Origin of the sequence: Bradyrhizobium guangdongense, assembly GCF_004114975.1 — a bacterium.
Taxonomy (GTDB): Bacteria; Pseudomonadota; Alphaproteobacteria; order Rhizobiales; family Xanthobacteraceae; genus Bradyrhizobium; species Bradyrhizobium guangdongense.
In genome coordinates, this window is sequence record NZ_CP030051.1 from 3,020,707 (window position 1) to 3,042,282 (window position 21,576).

Genomic DNA, 21,576 nt, shown 5'->3' on the forward strand with positions numbered 1-21,576 from the left:
CCAAGGAAGTTTTCTTACCGAACGAGGCAGGGCCTCTTGTCGTCGAAGGTCCAGCCCGGGATCAAGTCCTGCATGGCGATAGCGTCATCTCGGGCGCCAAGTCCATGCTTCTTGTAGAGCTCATGCGCGGCCTCGATGGCCGCGCGGTCGATCTCGATGCCGAGGCCCGGACGATCCGGGACCGCGATCTTGCCGCCCTTGATCTGGAGCGGCTCCCTGGTGAGCGCCTGGCCATCCTGCCAGATCCAGTGGGTGTCGATCGCAGTGACCTTGCCGGGAGCGGCGGCGCCGACATGGGTGAACATGGCGAGCGAAATGTCAAAGTGGTTGTTGGAATGCGAGCCCCAGGTCAGGCCGTTGTCGCGGCAGGTCTGGGCAACGCGCACCGATCCCTGCATGGTCCAGAAATGGGGGTCGGCCAGCGGAATGTCCACCGCCCCGAGACGCAACGCATGGGAGAGTTGCCGCCAATCGGTGGCGATCATGTTGGTCGCGGTCGGAAGGCCCGTGGCGCGGCGGAACTCGGCCATGATCTCGCGGCCGGAGAAGCCGGCCTCAGCGCCGCAAGGGTCCTCGGCATAGGCGAGGATGCCGTGCATGTCCTTGCAGAGGCGGATGGCCTCGTCCAGCGACCAGGCGCCGTTGGGATCAAGCGTGACGCGCGCGTTGGGGAAGCGCTTGGCGATGGCGGTGACGGCTTCGATCTCCTGCTCACCGCGCAGCACGCCGCCCTTCAGCTTGAAATCGGCGAAGCCGTAATGGTCGTGGGTGGCTTCCGCGAGCCGGACCACCGTTTCCGGCGTCATCGCCTCCTGATGACGGAGGTTGAACCAGTCCGCCTTGCCGCTCTCGCCCGTGACATAGTCGAGCTTAGACTTGCGCCGATCGCCGACGAAGAAGAGATAGCCCAGCGTCTCGACGCTCTTGCGCTGCTGGCCTTCGCCGAGCAGGGCGGCGACCGGAAGATTGAGATGCTGGCCAAGCAGATCGAGCAGGGCGGATTCGATCGCGGTGACCGCGTGGATCATCACGCGCAGGTCAAACGTCTGCTTGCCGCGGCCGCCGGCGTCGCGGTCGGCGAACTTGGTGCGCACATCGGCGAGAATGTTGTTCATCGCGCCGACGGTCTTGCCGATCACGAGATCGCGGGCGTCCTGGAGCGTCTGCCAGATCCTTTGCCCGCCCGGCACCTCGCCGACACCGGCGTGGCCGGCATTGTCGGTGAGGATAACGATATTGCGGGTGAAGAACGGCGCGTGCGCGCCGCTCAGATTGAGGAGCATGCTGTCGCGACCGGCGACCGGGATCACCTGCATGGCCGTAACGACCGGTGCGCCAGAGATATCCGTCTGGGCCATCGCGCGCTTCTCCCTGTTGCCTTTATTCTGCAGCCTGTTGTGACGATCGAATGGCGGGCAGCTTCTTCACCAACGCGGTCAGTTCCGCAATCTCCTGCTCGGTGAGGTCCGTGAGCGGCGGGCGAACCGGGCCGGAGTCGCGGCCAATCACCTTCATGCCGGCCTTGATGATCGAGACCGCATAGCCCTTCCTGCGGTTGCGGATCGCGATCAGCGGCAGGATGAAATCCTTCAAGCCGGCATGGATCGTCGCATGGTCGCGCTTGCGCACGGCGGTGTAGAAGTTGGTGGCGAATTCCGGCACGAAGTTGAACACGGCCGAGGAATAGGTCGTCACGCCCATATCAAGATAGGGCAGCGCGAACGTCTCCGCGGTCGGCAGGCCGCCGACATAGGTCAGGCGGTCGCCGAGCTTGGTGTAGACGCGCGTCATCAGTTCGATGTCGCCGATGCCGTCCTTGTAGCCGACCAGGTTCGGACAGCGCTCGGCGAGACGCGCGAGGGTGTCGGGCTGCAGGATGGCGTTGTCTCTGTTGTAGACGATGACGCCGATCTTCACGGAGGCGCAGACGGCCTCGACGTGAGCGGCAAGGCCTTCCTGCTCGGAATGGGTGAGGTAGGGCGGCAGCAGCAGCAGACCGTCCGCGCCGGCCTTTTCGGCGCCGATTGCGATCTCGCGGGCGATCGCGGTGCCATAGCCGGTACCGGCGAGCACGGGCACGCGGCTCTTGGTCTCGTCGACGGCCACCTTGACCACTTCAGAGACCTCGGTCGGAGTTAGCGAGAAGAACTCGCCGGTGCCGCCGGCAGCGAACAGGCCGGCGACGTCATAGCCGCACAGCCAGTCCATGTTGGCGCGGTAGGTCGCCTCGTCGAAGGAGTAGTCAGCCTTGAACGGCGTGACGGGGAAGGACAGGAGGCCCGATCCGATCTTCTGGGCCATTTCCTGCGGGGTCATCTTGCTCATGGGCGCTGTCCCTGTGTTCCAGTGTTGGGGAGGACGCAAGAGGCCGCGCGTCCATGCGCCGGTGTTTAGGCAACCGTTCGATGCGCGTCCAAGCCAAAGCCTATATCGACCGATGCGGATTGAGCATCAATCCTCCACCGCCTCCACCGAGGACAATTCGCTGGCGATCTTGACCAGCGCGGACAGCAGCGGGTTCTCGTCGTCGCGGCGCCACACCATGAACAGCTCGACCGGCACGCGGTTGCGCAGCTTCAGCGGACGCAGCCGGACGTCGGTGATCTTGAGGCCGGCAGCCGCGGCCGGCACGATGGCAAGGCCAAGGCCGGCGCGGACCATCGCGAGGATCGAGTGGATCTGGCTGAGGTGCTGGACATAGCGCGGCAGGATGTCGGCCCGTGTGAACAAAGCCACCAGGAGGTCGTGAAAGTAGCGGCTCTCATAGGGCGAATACATCACGAAGGGCTGGTCGTCGAAGTCCTTGATGGTGATGCTGTCGGCATTGGCGAGCGGGTGCTTTTTCGGGATCGCGGCGAGCAGGGGCTCGGCGACGACGCGGCGGCTGGTCAGTTCGGGCCGCGCGATCGGCGGGCGCAGCAGGCCGGCATCGATCTGGCCCGAGGTCAGCGCCTCGAACTGGTCGCCCGACACCATCTCCTTCAACGAAAAGTCCACCTCCGGCAGCTTGGCGCGGCAGGCCGCGATCAGCTCGGGCAGGAAGCCGTAGGCGGCGGCAGCCGTAAAGCCGATTTTCAGCGAGCCGGTCTTGCCGAGCGCGATACGGCGGGCGACCTGCGAGGCGCTTTCGGCGAGCTTCAGGATGCGGCGTGCCTCGGGGAGGAAGCTGCGCCCCGCCGGCGTCAAGCGCACCGAGCGGCTGGTGCGCTCCAGCAGCGGCGCGTCGATGATGTGCTCCAGCACCTGGATCTGCCGGGACAGCGGCGGCTGGGTCATGTTCAGCCGCGCGGCAGCGCGGCCGAAATGCAGTTCCTCCGCCACCGTGACGAAACAGCGGAGCTGGTTGAGGTCGAACATTGATACATGCCTTAGATGGATAAGGCGTTTCCCCGGCACTTCTAGCATCGATCACCCCCAAAACAAAGACGGCGGCCTTGCGAGCCGCCGTTGAGTTGCCTGGTCAAGCTCTCATGGAGCCCTCAGGAGGAACGTTTGAGCACCACCCGCTCGATCTTGCCCACGATCACGAGATAGGCGAAGGCGGCCACCAGAGCGTTGAGTCCGACGAACACCAGCGCGCCATTGAAGGAGCCGGTCGCGGCCAGGATGTAGCCGATCACGATCGGCGTGGTGATTGATGAGAGGTTGCCGAAGGAGTTGAACAGGCCGCCCGACACGCCGCCTGCCTCCTTGGGTGAGGTGTCGGAGACGACCGCCCAGCCGAGCGCGCCGATGCCCTTGCCGAAGAAGGCGAGCGCCATGAAGCCGACCACCAGCGCCTGGCCCTCGACATAGTTGCAGGCGATGATCGACATCGACAGCAGCATGCCGCCGACGATCGGGATCTTGCGCGCCATGGTCAGCGAGCCGCTCTTGCGCAGGATGGCGTCGGAGATGATGCCGCCGAGCACGCCGCCGATGAAGCCGCACAGCGCCGGCAGCGTCGCGACGAAGCCGGCTTGCAGGATCGAGAGGCCGCGCTCCTTGACCAGGTACACCGGGAACCAGGTCAGGAAGAAATAGGTCAGCGTGTTGATGCAGTACTGGCCCAGATAGACGCCGAGCATCATGCGGTTGGAGAGGAGCTGGCGGATGTGGTCCCATTTCGGACCGGAGTCCGGCGCGCGCTCGTCCTTTGGTGCGTCGAGATCGACCAGGGCGCCGCCGTCCTTGATGTAACCGAACTCGGCTTCGTTGATCGAAGGATGTTCTTTCGGCCCGTAGACAGTCTTGATCCAGGCGAGACCCATAACGACGCCGAGCCCGCCCATCACGAAGAACACGTAACGCCAGCCGTAATCATGCGCGATCCAGCCCATCAGCGGCGCGAAGATCACGGTGGCGAAATACTGCCCCGAATTGAAGAAGGCCGATGCGGTGCCGCGCTCGTTGCCGGGAAACCAGGCCGCGACGATGCGGGCGTTGGCGGGAAAGGACGGCGCCTCTGCGACACCGACGAGGAGGCGAAGCGCGAACAGCACGACGATGGCAGCACCGGCGCTGAAGAAGCCGACCCAGCCCTGCATCATCGTGAACAGCGACCAGACGATGATGCTGAAAGCGTAGACGAGGCGCGAGCCGTAGCGGTCGAGCAGCCAGCCGCCCGGCACCTGCGCGACGACGTAGGACCAGCCGAAAGCCGAGAAGATCCAGCCCATCGCCACGGGATCGAGATGAAGCTCCTTGGAGAGCGCCGGGCCGGCAATCGACAGTGTGGCGCGGTCGGCATAATTGACGGTCGTGAACAGGAACAACATGGTCACGATGAACAGCCTGACGCGAGACCTCCTCACGTCCGCCGCGGACACCACTGCGCTCATCATGCGCCTCCTCAAGTCGAATGTTTCCTCAAGGCGACTCCTAGAGGCGCGCGCGGGAAAGTGTCCAAGTTGAAGGGGGTATCGATTGATGCCGTTTTTGAATTGATGGAACGGCAGCAGCCCGGGTGGTGGCAGCTAGACCAATGCCAGGTTGGTCGGATGCACGCCGGTGAAGATGCGCTGGAGGCTCTCGTTGCCAAGGCCGAAGACGTGCCCGAACAGATCGGCAAACAGCGCGCGATAATCGGTCAGCACGGGATAGTCGCGGTTCTGGAACAGATGCGCCTGCTCGACCTTGACCTGCTCGCCGAGGATGCGGCCGCCGTTGATACCGCCACCGAGCACCCAGTAGACGCTGCCATGACCGTGATCGGTGCCGCGGTCGCCGTTCTCGCGGAAGGTGCGGCCGAATTCCGAGATCACCACCACCACTGTATCCCGCCACGCTGCCGGCCCGACTTCCTCGGAGAAGCCGACCAGGGCGCGACCGAGCTCGCCGAGCCGGTCGGCGAGATAGCCGTTGGCGGCGCCCTGGTTGACATGCGTGTCCCAGCCGCCGACGTCGACGAAGCCGAGATTGAATTGCTCGCGCATCAGGCGGCCGATGCGCCGCGCCGACAATTCGAAGCCGCGCGGCGAGACCGCGCCGCGATTGGCGGCATTCATCTCCTCGGAGACCGAGCGGTAGACGTCGTCGCGGACCCGAAAACCCTCCGACACCGAGGCGGCGAGGTTCGACTGCGCGTACATCTTCTTGATCAGATCGGCCTGGCGATCGTCGACGCCGGGCTTGGCGACATTGCTGATGCCGGTATTCGGGACCTGCGTCTTGCCGCGGAAGATCAGCGGCAGCTGGTCGGTGAAGGCGATCGGCTTGGCGCGAGCCAGCTCAGTGGCGAGCCGGCTCATGAAGCCCGAGCGATAGTCGCGAGCCACCGGCAGATTGGCCGAGCTCGATCGTGTCCTGGGTTTCGAAATGGCTTCGGGTCAAATCGTCGCTGGTGCCGGCGAAGGGAATGAAGGCGATCTCGCGCTTGGCCCAGAGCGGATAGATGCTGTCGCGCAAGGCCGGATGTAACCCCCAATCGGCGTCGAGCGCGAGCGCGGCGTTGGGATTGCCGGCGTCCGGCCTGGCGATGGCGAGCGTCGGCCGCGATCCGCGGTAAAAGTCGCTCGAGACCGGCACCACGACGTTCGCGGCATCATAAGCGCCGCGCAAGAACACCACCAGCATGCGGGCGTCGGTCGCCGGCGCGGCCCAGACGCGGCCCGCCACCGTGAGCGGAGCGAGCGCGGCAAAGGTCTTGATCAACTCGCGGCGGTTCATGGCGATCTCCTTTGCTCAGTGCATGAATTCCGGCGACGACAGGAACAGCGTGTTCCAGTCCTGCGGTGAGATCGCCCTGTCCAGCGAGGCCAGCGTCGCCGGGCCGAGAGTGTTGCGAAGACCGTTGAAGTAGAGCGCGTTCTGGAGCAGCGGGAACGCGGGCTGCTCGACCGGATTGGGACCTTCGGATTTGAACAGGCCGGACGAGCCGGATCCGATCTGACGCGCGATCTCGAAGCGAACCATCATCTGTCCGGGGCCGTTCCAGGCGGCCGAGGTCAGCGCATAGCCGTCCGGCGTCTCGTGGTTGAACAGGCCTTCGCCGAGGCGATTGATCCAGCCCTGGATCGGCGCGGTGTTCAGGATCACCCTGTCGTCATAGGCGAGGCGAACGGCCGACAGCACATATTGCACGGGATCCTTGAAGCGGGTGCCGGGCTTCAGCGCAGCCTCGAATTCGCTCGAATGAATCATCGTCGCGAGGACCGAGGCGATGTCGCCATCGGTGGATTTGAACGTCTGCGCCATCCGCTGCACGAGTGCTTCCGGCGGATTGTCGGAGACGAAGTAGGTCGCGATCTTGCGCGACAGATGGCTTGCGGTGGCGGGATGATGGACCAGGATGTCGATGGCCTCGTCGACCTCGGCGAGCCCGCGCCCCTTGATGACGTGCCCTAGAAAGGTCTTGTCGCTGTAGTCGTGACGGGACGGATTGAATTCGAAGGCGCCCTCGCGCACGAGCTGGGCCTGCAATTCCGGCTTGAGCTTCGGGTCTTCCGGCCTGGTGTCGATGCCGACCCCCGTGAGAATCTTCGCCAGCGCCTCGACGTCGGCCTGCGTGTAGCCGGAGCCGACGCCCATGGTATGCAGCTCCATGATCTCGCGGGCGTAGTTTTCGTTCAGGTGGCCAGCCGCGTTGTCGGCATTGTCGAGATAGCGCAGCATCGCGGGGTGATGCACGGTCGCCGCGAGCAGGTCGCGAAATTTGCCGAGCGAATTGGGGCGGATGGCGTGATCGACGTAGTCGCCGATCAGCACGCGCAGATTCGACTTGTACTGGTGGACGTTGAAGTGATTGAACCAGAACCAGACCATGCGCTCGCGCAGCTGGTCGGGCGCGTAGAGCGCGTGCAGGATGGTGCGCGCCGCGGCCTGCTTGGCGCGATCGCTCATTGCCTGCTGAAACACCTGCTGCGCCGCCTTTTTCTGGTCGGGATCGGCGACCTGGTTGGCGCTCTTGGATTGCTGTTCGAAGGCGACCGCAATGTCGAACGGGAAGCGGTGCACGTCGGGCATCGCCTCGATCTGCGCCTTGGCCGCTTCGGGCAATGCCGGATTGCCGGCCGGATGCAGCTGTTCCTGCAGCCAGCGCTCGGCACCGATGCCGTGCATGTGCGCGGCACTCGAGGTGCTCACGCCGAAAGTCAGCCGATCGAGCAAAGCGAGATCATGCGGGTTGAGGTCGTCGGCACGGGCGATGTTCGGCATCAGTCCTGTGGACAGGGCGACGAGCGCCGCGAGGCGCGACCGACGCAGCCGACGATATGCGCTTCTGCTATCCACGGTCGATCCCGGCGGGTTCGGACTGCATGAGGACGCCCACATCCCATGACGCGTGCTTCATCATGCGCCCGTCGGCTGAACCTGCCCTGAATGGAATGGACTCAATTGACGGCAGCGCCATCAACTTCCAGCGAGCGGCAACGGGTTCCGGCGCCGTGGACTATTGCTGCGCGCCCGGCAGGAGCGGAGCCAACAGTCCGCGCGTGACGCCTGGCGGCACGGCGTCCAGGCCGAGCACGGCGCTCGCGGAAGGCAGCGTCGCATCCGCCATCGCGGCGTGGCCTTCGGCGCTGGGATGCACGGCACCGCCATAGACGGCCGAGAGCACGCCCCAGGTCGCGTCGTGAATGTCGCTCGGCTGGCTCGCCGCCGGCAGGCCCTGCGGATAGGTCATCGCCGCGAAATAGCTGTCATTGGCGTCGCGGATCCAGCGCGCGCGCGGCAGATAGGCGCGATACTCGGAGGCGCCGCGGCCGCACAGCATCGGCTGGCTTGCCGCGCTGACGATATCAGGATTGAAGCTCTGGCCATTCTCGGCAAAGCAGGTGCGGTCAAACTCGGGATCGCTGCCCGCATGGGCGCAGAAGCCATGATCGGCAAACGCGGTCTGGTGCGCATCGACGAAGGTCATGCGGTCGGCCTCGGGGTCGCGGCACAGCGCGCCGCGCGTGCAGGTGGCGAGCCCCTTCAACTGCGGCAGGAATTCGGTGTCAACGAAGGTCGAGACGCGGGCGAGCCGCTGCGGATCGGCGTTGAAGGCGGGATGGATGTCGAACCCGGCGCGGCCGCCGCGGCAGGGCACGCCGCCGTCGGCCAGCGCCGGATTGGCGTAGGAGACGTAGACGACGTGCGAGAGATCGCCGCCGACCAGCGGCTTGAGCGCTTCGCGCAGCTTGACGAAATTCTGCGGCAGCTCCCGCTGCAGCGCGTCGCGGGAATCGTCGACGCTCGCCATCACGCCGGAGCGGCGGAATAGCGCACGTTCGGTCGCGGTGTCGACGATGACGTCGGCGACGAGGCCTGAGAAGTAGACGTCGTTGGCGCCGATCGAGAGCAGCACGAGATCGAGATTGCGGTCCGGCTGGCGCTTCTTCGCCGCAGTGACGGCCTCGCGCAGTTCGGCGACCTGCGCGTTCACGCTGGTGTTGCAGACGCCGGACTTGCCGGGCGGGCATTCACGGGCGCGTTGCGAACCGAGCAGCCCGTCGCTGATGCTGGCACCGGTGCAGGCGAGCGGCAGGTAGGTGACGGCGATATGAGTGTAGCGCACCGCGAGCGCGAGCGCGGTGCGAGTCTGGTAGCTGTACAACGAGCGATGACAGGGCGAGTTGAACCAGAGCGCGCTGTAATGCTGCCAATTGGCGAGCGTATCCGGGGCCTCGCAGGCGCGGCCGCCCTTGTAGCCGGCGCGGCTCGGCCGGTAATATTGTGCGCCGGCGGTGCCGAGATAGGAGCGGAAGCAAAAGCCCTCATCGGACAGCGCCAGCGGTCGGTCCGGATTGCCTTCGCCGGAGGCGATGCTGTCTCCAAGGCCGGCGATGAAGATGTCGCGGACCTGGATCTCGGTCTGGATACGCTGGCTCGGATCGGAGCCAGAGGAGACGTCGACGGTCGCCACCGTCTGCTTGCCGTAGCGCACCCGCAGATTGATCGGCTCGGCGCAGTCGAAGGTCGAGGTCTGCGGTCCGTCGCCGTCGTCGAACGACCAGGCGCAGGTGGCGCCGACCGGCACCGCGCCGGTCAGGCGAACGGTGATGGGGTGGTCGATTGGGGTGATGTAGTTCTCTTTAACGTTATCGCGGGTGCAGGGCTGGTTGACCCGGCCCTGGAGGTCGATGCAGAGCCGGTTGACCATGTTGCGAGCCCAGCCGCGGCCCTCGCTCTGGAGTTCCAGCGACTGTTCGGCTGCGAGAATGCTGCGGTTACGCGCGTTCTCCACATGCAGCAGGAAGTCGCGCTCTTCCCGGAACAGGCGGAAGCGGTTGCGGACCTCCCAATTGATCTGCATCGCCCCGGCATCCTGGGCGGCTGCGGGCTGGAACGGCAAAACGGAAACGAGCCCGGCCAGCAGCAGGGTGCCCGCGAGACATCGACGAAGGGAAACAGAGATCATGATCCGCGTCTTCAACGGCAAAGTTGAGGCGGAAATAAGAGAGCATAGCTCGCCTGCCTGCAACTTTTGTCTGCCGCTTTCACGGGTAGCCGGCATCATCGCCGGCCAGCCTCACCGTTTGCTGGCTTGGCGCAGCGACCGCTCGTGCTCCATTGCCGTGACCTGCTTGGGCAGGTTGGCCTGCGCGCAGGCTTCCGCTAGTCGTCGCCGCTCCTGCCAGGGCTGGACCACGTTCATCCAGAGCTCGCGAGTGCCCATGATGGAGATGGCGAGGCCGAACGGGATCACGAAATAGAGAATGCGGAAGACAAGCAGGGTCGCCAGCAGCTGCTCGCGGCCGAATTCGGGCAGCGCCACCAGCATGGCGGCGTCGAACACGCCAATCGAGCCGGGGGCGTGGCTGGCGAAGCCCAGTAGCGTTGCCAGGATGAACACCACTGCGAGCGACAGGAAATCGATCGGCGGATCGGCCGGTATCAGCAGGTACATCGCGAAGGCGCAGAAGCCGAGATCGACCACCCCGATCAGAATCTGCACCAGCGTCAGCGGCGCCGACGGCAGCACCACCTTCCAGCCCTTCTGGCCGAGCTCGCGGCGCTTCTCGCCCATGCCGAGCCAGACCAGATAGGCGGCGATGGAGGCGAGGCCGCCGAACGCGATCAGCCGGTTAATCGACGACGGCAGCTGGTCCATGTAGGAGGCCGCATCCGGATGCAGGGCCATGCCGATCGACAGCACGAAGATGTTACCGAGCCAGAAAGTCAGGCCGGACAGGAAGCAGATCTTGGCGACGTCGATCGCGTTCAGTCCATAATCCGAATAGATCCGGAATCGGATCGCTCCGCCGGTGAAGACCGTGGCGCCGATGTTGTGGCCGATCGAATAGGACGTGAAGCTTGACAGCGCTGCGATGCGATAAGGGACGTGCTTCTTGCCGATCGTTCGCAGTGCAAAAAAGTCATAGAAAGTCAGCGTACAGAACGCGAAGAACACGCAAACAGCGGCGAGCCCGATATGCGCGCGGGGAATCTCGGTTAACGCGGTCAGGATGACGCCGGTGTCGATGCCCTTGAGGGTTCGCAACAGCGTGGTGACCGCGAAGGCGATGATCATCACGCTCGCGGCAATGCCCAGCCGTCGCCAGCCGATCCATCTCTTGAAGCCGCGTTTCAGCGCGGGCAGCAGTCCGTGCATTCATCCTCCCGGCGGGGGGCAGATCCGACCCGGCCAGACATTGGCAGATCGGCTACGATCGTGGCCAAAGGCAGGCGTCGATCGCAAGACATGATAAAGCTCATTTAAGGCAAAACCGGCGGCTTGTGCAGCCCTTGACAACAATAGGTTCTACGTCGGACCGGCCGGTCTTGTCACACGCGGTTCATATCGGGCGCGTTAAGCATACGAGTCGCGACAAGTGGCTCAAGCCCGCGTCCGGAGATTGACATCGTTTCATATCCCGGCCCCGCCGACATTGTTCCAGCTCAAGTGTCATGCGCCGTTTCGGAACGTCGATGGCCTCTGTTCGTTGGGCCTCATCAGCAATCGAACATGGCGAAACAGGCGGCTTTCCTGCAGGCCGACGCCGCCGTGTTCCCGAACCGAAGAGGACCGGAACGATGGGACTGTTCACAAAAGACATCAAGACCATGAACGACCTGTTCGTGCATCAGCTCCAGGACATCTATTACGCCGAGCAGCAGCTCACCAAGGCGCTGCCGAAAATGGCAGAAAAGGCCAACGATCCGCAGTTGAAGCAGGGCTTTTTGACGCACCTCGAGGAAACCAAGCAGCACGTCAAGCGGCTCGAGGAAGTGTTCAAGATGCACGGTGCCCAGGTGAAGGCGGTGGATTGTCCAGCGATCGACGGCATCATCGAAGAGGCCGATGAGACCGCCGGCGACGTCGCGGACAAGGCGGTGCTCGACGCAGCGCTCATCAACGCGGCGCAAGCCGCGGAGCATTACGAGATCGTCCGTTACGGTAGCCTGATCGCCTGGGCCAAGCAGCTCGGCCGCAACGACTGCGCCACCGTGCTGGCCAAGACGCTCGAGGAAGAGAAAGCAACGGACAAGAAGCTGACGTCGCTGGCCGAAAGCAAGGTGAACCTGCGGGCGGCGAGCTAAAGGTCAGGAGATCCTCTGGAGACGCCGCGCATCTCGCGCGGCGTCTTTTTTGGGCTGGGTCTAGTCGGCGTGGTATTTCAGCCCGAACACCAGCGCAACGACGGCAAAGACCGCAATCGTCGTGGCGAAGACCAGGCTCGCCACGGTCGAACTGATCAGGGTCGAGAGCACGCCAATTCCGATCACCGGAAGCGCGTTGCCGAGAAAGCAGCAGATGAAATAGGCCGACACCACTTCGGCGCGACGATCGTTGGGCGCGATCTGGTTCACGAGCTGCAGGCTGCCGCGATAGCCAAGGCCCGCCGCCACGCCGCTCGTTGCGGTTGCCGCGATCATGAGGCCGAGCGATTCCAGGAACTGCGCCGTCACGAGCAGAACGAGGCTCGGCAACATCAGGCCGAGCGACCATAGCATTGCAGCGCGGCTCGACATCGACCGCGTCAGGGCAATGACGAATGCAACGGCAGAAGCGAGCTCGAGGAAGATCGCGCCGGCGACCGCGTGGCTGGTGATGTGCAGCTCGCCGGCGAGCACGGTTGGCGCGAGCGCGGCGAAAAAGGCAACGAGGGACATGGCGCCGAAGCCCGTGACCGCGGGCGCGACGAATTGGGTCCGGATCGACGGCGGCACGTTAGCGCGCGGCCGCACCGACAGCTGCGCGAGAGCCGCGAAGGGACGCCTGACGGTCTCCCGAGCGAAGGCGAGAAGGGCCGCGACCACGACCAGCACCGCGAGATAGACGATGAACGGCGTTCGCAGAGGAAATGCGACATATTCGGCGAGCAAGCCCGCGATCAATGCGCCGACCCCTAGGCCGGTGAAGTTCGCGATCGTTGCGATCACCGTGGCGCGGGAACGGTCTTGCTCGGCGATCAGTTCCGCCAGCCATGCGGTGCCAGTTCCGGCGCCGATCCCGATCGCAAGACCGCTGAGCACCCGCGCGATGTAGAGCGAGGCGATCCCGTGCGCGAACAGGAAAACGAAGGCGCCCACGATGGCGATGCCGATCGCAATGACCGCAGTGCGCCGCCGCCCGACTTGATCGGACATCCGGCCGAATATCAGGAGCGCGGTCAGATTTCCGACGACGTAGACGGCATAGATCAGAGTCAACGTGATCTGGGAGAAACCCAGCTGCTGCATGTAGACAATGTAGAGCGGGGTTGCGACCGTACTGCCGGCGAACAGCGCGCCGATCATGCTCGCGACGGCAATGATGGTTGCCGTCCTGCCGAACTCTGATCTTGCGATTGACGGAACTGAAGTGTTGCCAGCTCTTGCCATGACTTCGCTGCCTTGAAGAGAACTAACGGGCTCAACACCGGGGAATCCGACGCCGTTCCCATGCCTCCATGCGGACGGGGCTTGCATGGCAAGCAGAACGAGAGACGTCGATGCTTTTCCATCCGAGGATATATTTCCACCCGCGATGATGCTTCGATCGCGGACGAAGCATGATCCCGCAACGAAAGCCTAGCAGTGGCGTTCACCCGCAAACAGGAGGTGGACCATGCCGGCAGATTTTCTTCAGCTGCAATCCTTTCCGAACGGGTGGAGCGCGCCAGGCGCACGAACTGCAACCTCGCTCACGCTGGCTGCGATGAGCCTCGGCTATGGCGTGGTGCAGCTCGACGTCACCATCGTCAACACTGCGCTCGAGACGATGGGCAGGACGCTGGGCGGCGGCGTTGCCGGATTGCAATGGGTGGTGAGTGCCTACACCATCGCTTTCGCCGCCTTCATCCTGACCGCCGGCGCACTCGGCGACCGCATCGGCGCCAAGCGAATCTTCATGGCGGGATTTGCGATCTTCACCGCGGCCTCACTGGCGTGCGCGCTTTCGCCCAATGCGATCGTGCTGATCGGCGCGCGGCTGGTTCAGGGGCTGGCGGCGGCGATCCTGGTGCCGAATTCGCTGGCACTGCTGAACCACGCCTATACCGACGATCGAGCGCGCGGCCGTGCCGTCGCGGTCTGGGCCGCCGGTGCGAGCCTGGCGCTGACTGCCGGCCCCTTCGTCGGCGGTGCGCTGATCACGCTGGTCGGCTGGCGCGCGATCTTCCTGGTCAACCTTCCAATCGGCCTCGCCGGTCTGTGGCTGAGTTGGCGCTACGCCAGCGAGACCACGCGGGCGCGCTCGCGGGAGATCGATCTGCCCGGCCAGCTTGCCGCGATCGGCGCGCTCGGCTCGCTTGCCGGGGCGATCATCGAGGCCGGCGCGCTTGGCTGGGGCCATCCAGCCGTGATCGCGGCATTCGTGGCCTCGGCAGTGCTTGCGGCGCTGTTTGTCTCGCGGGAGAGCCGCACGAGGCATCCGATGCTTCCGCTGGGCTTGTTCAGGCACCGGCTGTTTACGCTCACCACGATCGTCGGTCTGCTCGTGAATGTCGCCATCTACGGCCTGATCTTCGTACTCAGCCTGTACTTCCAGCGGATCAATGGCCTGTCGGCCTGGTGGACCGGGCTCGCTTTCGTGCCGATGATGGGCGCGGTGCTGCCGGTCAATTTGCTGGCGCCGCGGCTCGCCGAACGTATTGGTCCGTGCCCGACCATCGTCGTCGGCGCCTGCATTTCCGCGCTCGGCTGCCTTGGCCTCGTCTGGATCAAGGCCGGGACGAGCTATTGGGCGATGTTTGCTCAGCTGATCGCGATCAGCGGCGGGCTTGGCCTCCTGGTGCCGCCGTTGACTTCGACCTTGCTCGGCAGCGTCGAGAAGGCGCGCTCCGGTATCGCCGCCGGCGTCCTCAATGCGACGCGACAGACGGGGAGTGTCCTTGGGGTCGCTCTGTTCGGCTCGCTGATTGCCTCCGACCACACCTTCATGGCCGGTCTTCAGCAGTCGCTCATCATATCGGCGGCCGTGCTGCTGATTGCGGCTGCCGTGATCGGCTTCGGCGCGAGGACGGCCTGACCGGCTAGCTGCGGCGCAGCGCGAAATGCGCGCCGCAGAACGCCATCACGGCGCCGAGACACAGCGCGGCGAGTCCTGCCAGCACGCCGGATACGGTCGGGATCGGGCTCGGCGCCGAGGCGGCCTGTCCGGCACCCGCGAGCAGGAGCACGCCGACCGCGATCAGGAACTGGCGCATCCGTTGCGGGATCTGGCCGGAGACGGCGCTTTGCATCAACGTCGCGGTGAAATAGCCGCCGGAGAATCCGACCGTCGCGATCAGCCACCACGCGATCGCCGCGCCCGTCGGCACGAACTCGCGCGTATCGGCGCGCCAGAGGCCCCCGAGGTCGAGCCCGTAGCGCGCGCCCAGCATGTGCACCGCGAGCGCGAGCAGCACGCCCGCGATCATGGCGGCGCCGAGAATCAGGCGGCGCGGAAAATAGATCGTCTCAGCCATGCCTCGCTTGTAGGATGGGGAAGGGCGATCGCGCAAGCAGATCGCAGACGGGATCGATGATCGAGATGCAGGTTTTGGACGGGCAGAGCGGATCGGTCACGAGCTACGCCTACAAGGCGTCGCTGATCCGCTCGGCGCATCGCTTCGAGCTGACCGACGAAGGATTATCCTGGCACATCGCCGGCCGCTCGGGCGTCTGGCGCTACGACGAGATCGGTGCAATCAGGCTATCGTTCCGTCCGGTCTCGATGCAGCAGCATCGTTTTCGCGCGGACATCAGCCACATCAAGGGCGGCCGCATCGCGATCCTGTCGACGAGCTGGCAGACCGCAGCGTTGATGGCGCCGCAGAACAATGGCTTTCGGCAGTTCATCGTCGAGCTGCACGCGCGGATGGCCATGTCAGGCAGTCGGGCCGAGCTGACCGCCGGGCTCGGCGGCAGGACCTATGCGGCCGTGCTGGCGTTCATGGCGATGCTGGCGGCGGCGATGGCCGCGCTTCTGATCCGCGCGCTCCTGATCGGCGAATTCGCCGGCGTGCTGTTCATCCTCGGCTTTGCCGCGCTGTTCGCCTGGCAGGTCGGCGGCTTCATCCGCCGCAACCGGCCGCGGCGCTACAGTTTTGATCAGCTGCCGCGGTCCTTGCTCCCGTAGCGCTATTCCGTCGAGTCGAAATCTTCCTCCTTGGTGCCGAGCAGCGAGACGATGGTGCGCAGGCCGGAATCGAGCTGCTCGAATGAGGGCGGGGCGAGCGCGAGGCGCACCGCGTTCGGGGCATGGCCATGCGCGACCGCAAAGGTCGAGGACGGCGTCAGTGCGATGCCGCGCCTTGCGGCCGCAGCAACGAAGGTCTGCGAGCGCCAATGCGGCGGCAGCGTCAGCCAGAGATGATAGGAGCGCGCATCGGCTGCGATCTGGTAGCCGGCGAGCAGCCGCGCCGCGGTCTGCTGGCGGCGGGCGGCGTCGATGCGCTTCAGCCGCGTCAGCTCGGCGACGGTGCCGTCGGCCATCAACCGCTGTCCGGCGGCGAGCGCGTGGCCGGAGGCGATCCAGCCGCCGGTGCGGACCGCGCTCATCACGCTTTCACGCAAACGAGGCGGCGCGACGAGAATGCCGAGCGCAAGTCCTGGCGCGACCTTCTTGGAGAGGCTATCGAGCACTATGCAGCGGTCGGGCCCGAGCGCGGCCAGCGGCGTATCGTCGGCGAGGAAGCCGTAGACGGCGTCCTCGATGATGGTGAGGTCGAGCTTCTCGGCAACGCGCATGAGGTCGGCGCGCCGTGCCGCGTTCATGGTGACGCCAAGCGGATTCTGGATGATCGGCTGGAGATACAGGGCCGACAGATGTGCTTCGCGATGTGCCTTCTGAATTGCGTCGGGCCGCGCGCCATGTTCGTCCATCGGGATCGGCACCAGCGTGATGCCGAGCCGCGCGGCGATGCTCTTGACGTAAGGGTAGGTGAGGGCCTCGACGCCGCAGCGGCCGCCGGTCGGAACGAGCGCTGCGAGCGCCGCTGCGAGCGATTGCTTGCCGTTCGCGGTGAACACGATCTGCTCGGCCTGGGGCGCGAAATCCTTGCGCGCGAGATAGGCCGCGGCGGCATTGCGCGCGCTCTTGGTGCCGGTACTGGTAGAGGTGCGCAGCACGGCTTCGAGCGCATCGACCCGCTCGAGCCCGGCGAGGCTCCTGGCGATCATCGCCCATTGCTGCGGCAGCAGGGGATAATTGACCTCGAAATCGATGCGCGCGTCGCGCGGCTCGGTGATCGTCTCGACTTGGCGCTTGATGTCGCCGGAAATGAAAGTCCCGCGGCCGACCTCGCCGACCACGAGCCCACGGCGCAATAGCTCCGTGTAAACACGGCTGGCGGTCGAAACCGCAATGCCGCGGTCATAGGCAAAATTGCGCTGCGGCGGCAGCCGGTCGCCGGGTCTTAACGTGCCCTTAGCGATATCTGCGGCAATGGCATCCGCAAGCTTCACGTACTCGAACTTGGACATTATTGCACCGAGAGCAATGTTTTCCTTGCTCCGAGCAATGTACTGGAGCATCTAAGTTCCATCAAGTTCCGCGATTGAGCCGAGGTGAGCGAGAGCAATCCGACGGCAAAATGGGGCGCAGATGCTTTCCGCATTTGCGCCACCGCATCTGCTTCGCCGCGCGGGACACAAGGCCGGAGAAAAAACATGACCACGATCTCGCAAACTGCAGGGCGTAGTTTACGCCCATCCTCGTCGAGCGGATTTTTTGCCACGCTTGCTGGCGCCGCCTATGCCCTGTTCGATCGCCTGCAGCGCCGCACCGCCGTCAAGACGCTGAACGAGCTCGACGACCGCGCCTTGCGCGACATCGGGATCACCCGCAGCCAGATCGAGGACGCTGTTTACGGGCAGTTCAAGGCCGAGCTAACGCGGTATCTGTGAGCGCTGGGTCCCGCCTCTGTAGCGCAGCGTCGAGAGACGCTGCGGTACGTCCGGGGCACGAGCGCGGAGATTCCGCGTACCGCTGTTTCCACACGGTCATTGCGGCGGTCGAGAGCTCGAACCTCCACGCGACTAGGCCAATGCGGGCTGGCCCCACACGCTGCCGTAAGCTCGATCGTCATCGGAGCGGTCAGGCCTGCGGCGAGGCTGCGTTGGCGCGCTACGCTGTCGCCGATGCCTGATATCCAGGCGCTGCATTCGGGCGGTGATACTGCCGGCAAACGCCGCCATCCGCGTCGTTGCCTGTTTGACGACGAACAGGATCGTGCTGATGCGGCTGAGCACGCCCATCAGGATCAGCACCGAGAAGATGTCGATATAAGCGAGGAAATCGCCAACCAGCATCAGCTCCGGCGGAATTGGAATCCTGTGGTAGTAAGCGAGCACGATGATCACGACAGGGACGAAGGCGATGACCTTCCGCACCGTCAGCCGGTCGAGCAGCGCGGCCAGTTGGACGACCAGCACCTCCCATAGCGCGTCACCGATTGCGAGTGGGACCTCGTAGGTCCATCTGCGCCACCATTGCTTCACGACATTGCTCCGAGGTTAGTGCCGCACCACCAGCACAGAACATTTGGCGTAGCGCACCACATGGCCGGCATTGGATCCGAGGAAATAGGTCCGCATCGCCGGCCGGTGCGAGGTCATGACGATCAGGTCGGCCTTCATGTGCGCGGCTTCCTCGAGGATCTCGTGATAGATGCCGCCCTGCCGCACCACGCTGGAGATGTGAGCGGCGTCGATGCCGGATTCGCGCGCGACGATGGCGAGCGCCTCCTCGGAAGTCTGGCGCTGCTGTTCGTCGAAATCGGCCGGGACATATTCGGCCAGCATGACCGGCGTCATCGGCAGCACGTTGAGCAGCCGGATCGATCCGCCCCAGTTCTGGGAGAGCGTTGCTGCGGTTTCGATCGCCGGCTTCGCCAGATCGGTGTCGGCGAGGTCGATGGGCACGAGGATGGACTTGAACATCTGCGCCTCCCTAATGTCCCAGCTGGATCGATCTGGAGACTGCGCCCGCGCGTCTTATCCCAGTCGAAGCAGCTTGGGGCTGACAAACAGCACCAGTTTGCCGCGGCGGTAGGCCACGTCGCCCCAATCCTTGACGTCAAAGTCGAGGATCGCAAGCCCCGCGGTGGGCAGATTGTCGGCGAGCGCCCTGGCGCCGGCCGGATCGCCGCTGCCCATCAGCATCAGGGCAGCCTCGTGCATGCCGGGATTGTGGCCGACCAGCAGCAACTGCGCAGGGTCGGTCAGGATCGTTGCAGTGCGAATGGTTTCGAGAATCTGCGCAGGGTCCGCGCCGTAGAGTTCCGGCAGGATCTCGACCTGGGGCGCCGCGACGCGGTCCTTCATGGCCTGCCAAGCGAGGTCCCAGGTCTGCCGGGCGCGGGCCGCATGCGACACCAGCACGGCCTCGGGGACGGGGGGATGGCTGGCGATCCAGTTACCCATCTGTGCGGCATCCCGCTGGCCGCGCTCGTCGAGCCGGCGGTCCTGGTCACGGCCGCTCGGCGCGTCGGTCTCGGTCTTGGCGTGACGCAGCAACATCAAACGGCGCATGGCATTCTCGAATCGTTCCACGTCCAGAATAATCTACAGGCGGGCGTTGAGGACAAGGTGACAAAACCGCTGCACACTCTTCCGGATCATGCTCTAAGAAAGCGACATGAGCGAGACTTTCACAAGCATGTCCCAGGAAGAAGCCGGCTTTCGTGAGCGTGAGCGGCTGTCGTTCGATCTCGACGCCGACATTTGCGTGATCGGAGCAGGACTGGCGGGACTGTCCATTGCGCTGGAGGCGGCCCGGCTCGGGGCCAGCGTCGCAGTGCTCGAGGGCCGCCATGTCGGCTGGAACGCGTCGGGCAACCAGCTCGGTACGGTGATGCCGGGGTTCGCACTGCCGCTCGCCGATCTGATCGAGCGCATCGGTTTCGAGGATGCCGGCGAATTGTGGTCGCTCTCGAAGGAGGGCGCCGAGTTCGTCCGCGCCGTCGCCACGGAAGAGAACATGCCCGATATCGGCCTCACCGACGGCGTGCTCGAGGTCTCCAACGTCGATGCCGGCGACCGGCTGATCAGCCGGCTCCAGATGCTCAACGAGGATTTCGACACCGAGGCCGAGGGCTGGCAAGTCGATCGCGTGCGCGAGGCGCTCAAGACCGATCGTTATTTCCACGGCGTCTATTACCCCAAGGCGTTCCAGCTCGACGGCCGCAAATATGTGCATGGCCTCGCCGCGCTGGCACGGCGGGCCGGCGCGCGCATCTTCGAGGATACGCCCGTCGTCAGCATCGATCATTCCGGCATCCGCAAGCGCATCGTCACGCCGTCGGCGCGACTGCGCGCAGGCCACATCGTGCTTTCCGGCAACATTCATCTCGGTGCGCCGTTGCGGCGCCTGTCGGAGACGCTGCTGCCGGTCTGGCGTTACGCCGGGATCACCGCGCCACTCGGCGAGCGCCTGCACGGGATCATCGGCTTCAAGGGATCGGTGATGGATTCCGACGGTGTCGATCATTTCCGTATCGTCGACGGCGACCGCCTGATGTGGGAAAGCCCGGAGACCACCTGGGCCGCGCGTCCGCAGCGCTTTGCAGGCAGCGTCAAGCGTCGCATCCGGTCGATCTTCCCGGAGCTCGGCAATGTCGAGATCAGCGAGACATTCGGCGGCGCGACAGGCCAGACCGTGCACGGGATGCCGCAGATCGGCCAGTTGCGCAAAGGCCTTTGGGTGGCAAGCGGGTTCGGCCGCCAGGGCATGAACACCTCAGCCATGGCCGGACAGCTGATCGCGCGCAGCATCCTGTGGGGCGACGAGCGCTGGAAGCTGTTCTCGCCGTTCGAGCTGGTCTGGGCCGGCGGCACCACCGGACGGGTCGCGGGCCAACTGGTCGGCATGTGGGGCAGAGCGAGCTCTGCTGCCGCGGGGGCGCTTGCCCGGTACCGCGAGCGGGCGCGGGTAAAGGACAGGGAACGCGAGGCGCGGCTGGCCGAGGCCAACCGGGCCGCCGGCACCGGTCCGCGTCATCAGCCCCCAGGGGTTCGGCCGCGGATGGCCCCGCCACAGCCGGCTGCGCCGGAGGAGGTGGAACCGGGCGCCCAAGAGACCGTTCAAGAGACTGGTCACGAGACGGTCCAAGAAACTGTCCGAGAGACCTCCCAAGAGCAGGGCGTCGCGCAATAAAGGCGGGAAAAATTCCGCCTGGAAGTGTAACGTCGGCCGTTAGAGCCCGTATCTCAGGGCGTGGTCCCCGCGCACGGAGAATGAGATGTTTGACCGCCGCATCCTGCTAACGACTGTCGCCGGCCTGTTTGGCCTTTCGGCCTTCCGCTGGCTGAGGGCAACGCCGGCCCGGGCCGGAGAGAAGGCCGCGCAAAGATTCGAGATCGAGAAGACCGACGCCGAGTGGCGCGCCCAGCTGACGCCGCAGCAATACGAGATCCTGCGCAAGGAGGGCACCGAGCGGCCCGGCTCCAGCCCGCTGCTGAACGAGCACCGCAAAGGCGTCTTCGCTTGCGCCGGCTGCGACCTGCCGCTGTTTACCTCGGAGACCAAGTTCGAGAGCGGCACGGGCTGGCCGAGCTTCTACCAGCCGATCGAGGGCAATGTCGGCAAGACCGAGGACCGCACCTTCGGCATGGTGCGCACCGAGGTGCATTGCAGGCGCTGCGGCGGCCATCTCGGCCATGTCTTCGACGACGGTCCGAAGCCGACTGGATTGCGCTACTGCATCGACGGTTTCGGGCTGGTGTTCCACCCGGCGACGCCGTCGGCGACATAGGGCGTCAATT

At 65.0% G+C, this 21,576-nt stretch carries 19 protein-coding genes and 1 pseudogene; 6 read left to right on the forward strand and 14 right to left on the reverse strand.

Annotated elements, in window-relative coordinates:
- Positions 1-14: 14 nt before the first annotated feature.
- From gudD to X265_RS14290, 8 genes and pseudogenes are all read right to left on the reverse strand, one after another.
- On the reverse strand, positions 15-1,358 hold the full coding sequence (gene gudD, locus X265_RS14255; RefSeq protein ID WP_128965384.1) for a glucarate dehydratase: 1,344 nt from the start codon (positions 1,356-1,358) through the stop codon (positions 15-17).
- A 22-nt stretch (positions 1,359-1,380) separates the two neighbouring features.
- On the reverse strand, positions 1,381-2,325 hold the full coding sequence (gene kdgD, locus X265_RS14260; protein WP_128965385.1) for a 5-dehydro-4-deoxyglucarate dehydratase: 945 nt from the start codon (positions 2,323-2,325) through the stop codon (positions 1,381-1,383).
- Between the two features lie 126 nt (positions 2,326-2,451).
- On the reverse strand, positions 2,452-3,357 hold the full coding sequence (locus X265_RS14265; RefSeq protein WP_128965386.1) for a LysR family transcriptional regulator: 906 nt from the start codon (positions 3,355-3,357) through the stop codon (positions 2,452-2,454).
- A 122-nt stretch (positions 3,358-3,479) separates the two neighbouring features.
- Positions 3,480-4,820, reverse strand: a complete 1,341-nt coding sequence (locus tag X265_RS14270; RefSeq protein ID WP_164939004.1) for an MFS transporter — start codon at positions 4,818-4,820, stop codon at positions 3,480-3,482.
- A gap of 135 nt (positions 4,821-4,955) precedes the next feature.
- A pseudogene (locus X265_RS14275) lies at positions 4,956-6,147 on the reverse strand (DUF1501 domain-containing protein).
- A gap of 15 nt (positions 6,148-6,162) precedes the next feature.
- The gene (locus tag X265_RS14280; RefSeq protein ID WP_308421708.1) at positions 6,163-7,710 is read right to left on the reverse strand and encodes a DUF1800 domain-containing protein; all 1,548 of its coding nucleotides are present in this window, start codon (positions 7,708-7,710) and stop codon (positions 6,163-6,165) included.
- Between the two features lie 160 nt (positions 7,711-7,870).
- A complete protein-coding gene (locus X265_RS14285; protein ID WP_128965389.1) occupies positions 7,871-9,823 on the reverse strand; it encodes an SGNH/GDSL hydrolase family protein in 1,953 nt (650 codons plus the stop codon).
- A 111-nt stretch (positions 9,824-9,934) separates the two neighbouring features.
- The gene (locus X265_RS14290) at positions 9,935-11,017 is read right to left on the reverse strand and encodes a lysylphosphatidylglycerol synthase transmembrane domain-containing protein (protein ID WP_128965390.1); all 1,083 of its coding nucleotides are present in this window, start codon (positions 11,015-11,017) and stop codon (positions 9,935-9,937) included.
- 422 nt (positions 11,018-11,439) lie between these two features.
- Here X265_RS14290 and X265_RS14295 point away from each other — a divergent pair, with 422 nt between their 5' ends.
- Positions 11,440-11,946, forward strand: coding sequence for a YciE/YciF ferroxidase family protein (locus X265_RS14295; protein WP_092303054.1), 507 nt, complete (start codon positions 11,440-11,442; stop codon positions 11,944-11,946).
- Positions 11,947-12,006: 60 nt separating this feature from the next.
- Here X265_RS14295 and X265_RS14300 read toward each other — a convergent pair whose 3' ends face one another.
- On the reverse strand, positions 12,007-13,230 hold the full coding sequence (locus X265_RS14300; RefSeq protein WP_128965391.1) for an MFS transporter: 1,224 nt from the start codon (positions 13,228-13,230) through the stop codon (positions 12,007-12,009).
- 226 nt (positions 13,231-13,456) lie between these two features.
- On the opposite strand from X265_RS14300, the gene X265_RS14305 reads away from it, so the two are divergent.
- Positions 13,457-14,857: an MFS transporter gene (locus X265_RS14305; RefSeq protein WP_128965392.1), complete on the forward strand. Its 1,401-nt coding sequence runs from the start codon at positions 13,457-13,459 to the stop codon at positions 14,855-14,857.
- A 4-nt stretch (positions 14,858-14,861) separates the two neighbouring features.
- Here X265_RS14305 and X265_RS14310 read toward each other — a convergent pair whose 3' ends face one another.
- The gene (locus tag X265_RS14310; protein ID WP_128965393.1) at positions 14,862-15,296 is read right to left on the reverse strand and encodes a hypothetical protein; all 435 of its coding nucleotides are present in this window, start codon (positions 15,294-15,296) and stop codon (positions 14,862-14,864) included.
- A gap of 65 nt (positions 15,297-15,361) precedes the next feature.
- On the opposite strand from X265_RS14310, the gene X265_RS14315 reads away from it, so the two are divergent.
- Entirely contained in the window at positions 15,362-15,949 is a 588-nt protein-coding gene (locus tag X265_RS14315; protein WP_128965394.1) for a hypothetical protein, read from the forward strand.
- A gap of 2 nt (positions 15,950-15,951) precedes the next feature.
- Here X265_RS14315 and X265_RS14320 read toward each other — a convergent pair whose 3' ends face one another.
- Positions 15,952-17,295 (reverse strand): aminotransferase-like domain-containing protein, encoded by a 1,344-nt coding sequence (locus tag X265_RS14320; RefSeq protein ID WP_164938581.1) that lies wholly within the window; start codon positions 17,293-17,295, stop codon positions 15,952-15,954.
- Positions 17,296-17,481: 186 nt separating this feature from the next.
- Here X265_RS14320 and X265_RS14325 point away from each other — a divergent pair, with 186 nt between their 5' ends.
- The gene (locus X265_RS14325; protein ID WP_128965396.1) at positions 17,482-17,718 is read left to right on the forward strand and encodes a DUF1127 domain-containing protein; all 237 of its coding nucleotides are present in this window, start codon (positions 17,482-17,484) and stop codon (positions 17,716-17,718) included.
- 132 nt (positions 17,719-17,850) lie between these two features.
- Here the strand turns inward: X265_RS14325 and X265_RS14330 are convergent, their stop codons facing one another.
- The 3 genes from X265_RS14330 to X265_RS14340 are packed head-to-tail and all read right to left on the reverse strand — an operon-like array spanning position 17,851 to position 19,344.
- Entirely contained in the window at positions 17,851-18,312 is a 462-nt protein-coding gene (locus tag X265_RS14330; protein ID WP_128965397.1) for a hypothetical protein, read from the reverse strand.
- Positions 18,313-18,327: 15 nt separating this feature from the next.
- Positions 18,328-18,753: a universal stress protein gene (locus X265_RS14335; RefSeq protein ID WP_128965398.1), complete on the reverse strand. Its 426-nt coding sequence runs from the start codon at positions 18,751-18,753 to the stop codon at positions 18,328-18,330.
- Between the two features lie 54 nt (positions 18,754-18,807).
- Positions 18,808-19,344: a SixA phosphatase family protein gene (locus tag X265_RS14340; RefSeq protein ID WP_164938582.1), complete on the reverse strand. Its 537-nt coding sequence runs from the start codon at positions 19,342-19,344 to the stop codon at positions 18,808-18,810.
- Positions 19,345-19,450: 106 nt separating this feature from the next.
- Between X265_RS14340 and X265_RS14345 the strand changes: the two genes are divergently transcribed.
- Together X265_RS14345 and msrB are read left to right on the forward strand one after the other, a co-directional pair.
- Positions 19,451-20,968, forward strand: a complete 1,518-nt coding sequence (locus X265_RS14345) for an NAD(P)/FAD-dependent oxidoreductase (protein WP_244659415.1) — start codon at positions 19,451-19,453, stop codon at positions 20,966-20,968.
- 85 nt (positions 20,969-21,053) lie between these two features.
- The gene (gene msrB, locus X265_RS14350; RefSeq protein WP_128965400.1) at positions 21,054-21,566 is read left to right on the forward strand and encodes a peptide-methionine (R)-S-oxide reductase MsrB; all 513 of its coding nucleotides are present in this window, start codon (positions 21,054-21,056) and stop codon (positions 21,564-21,566) included.
- Positions 21,567-21,576 lie beyond the last annotated feature (10 nt).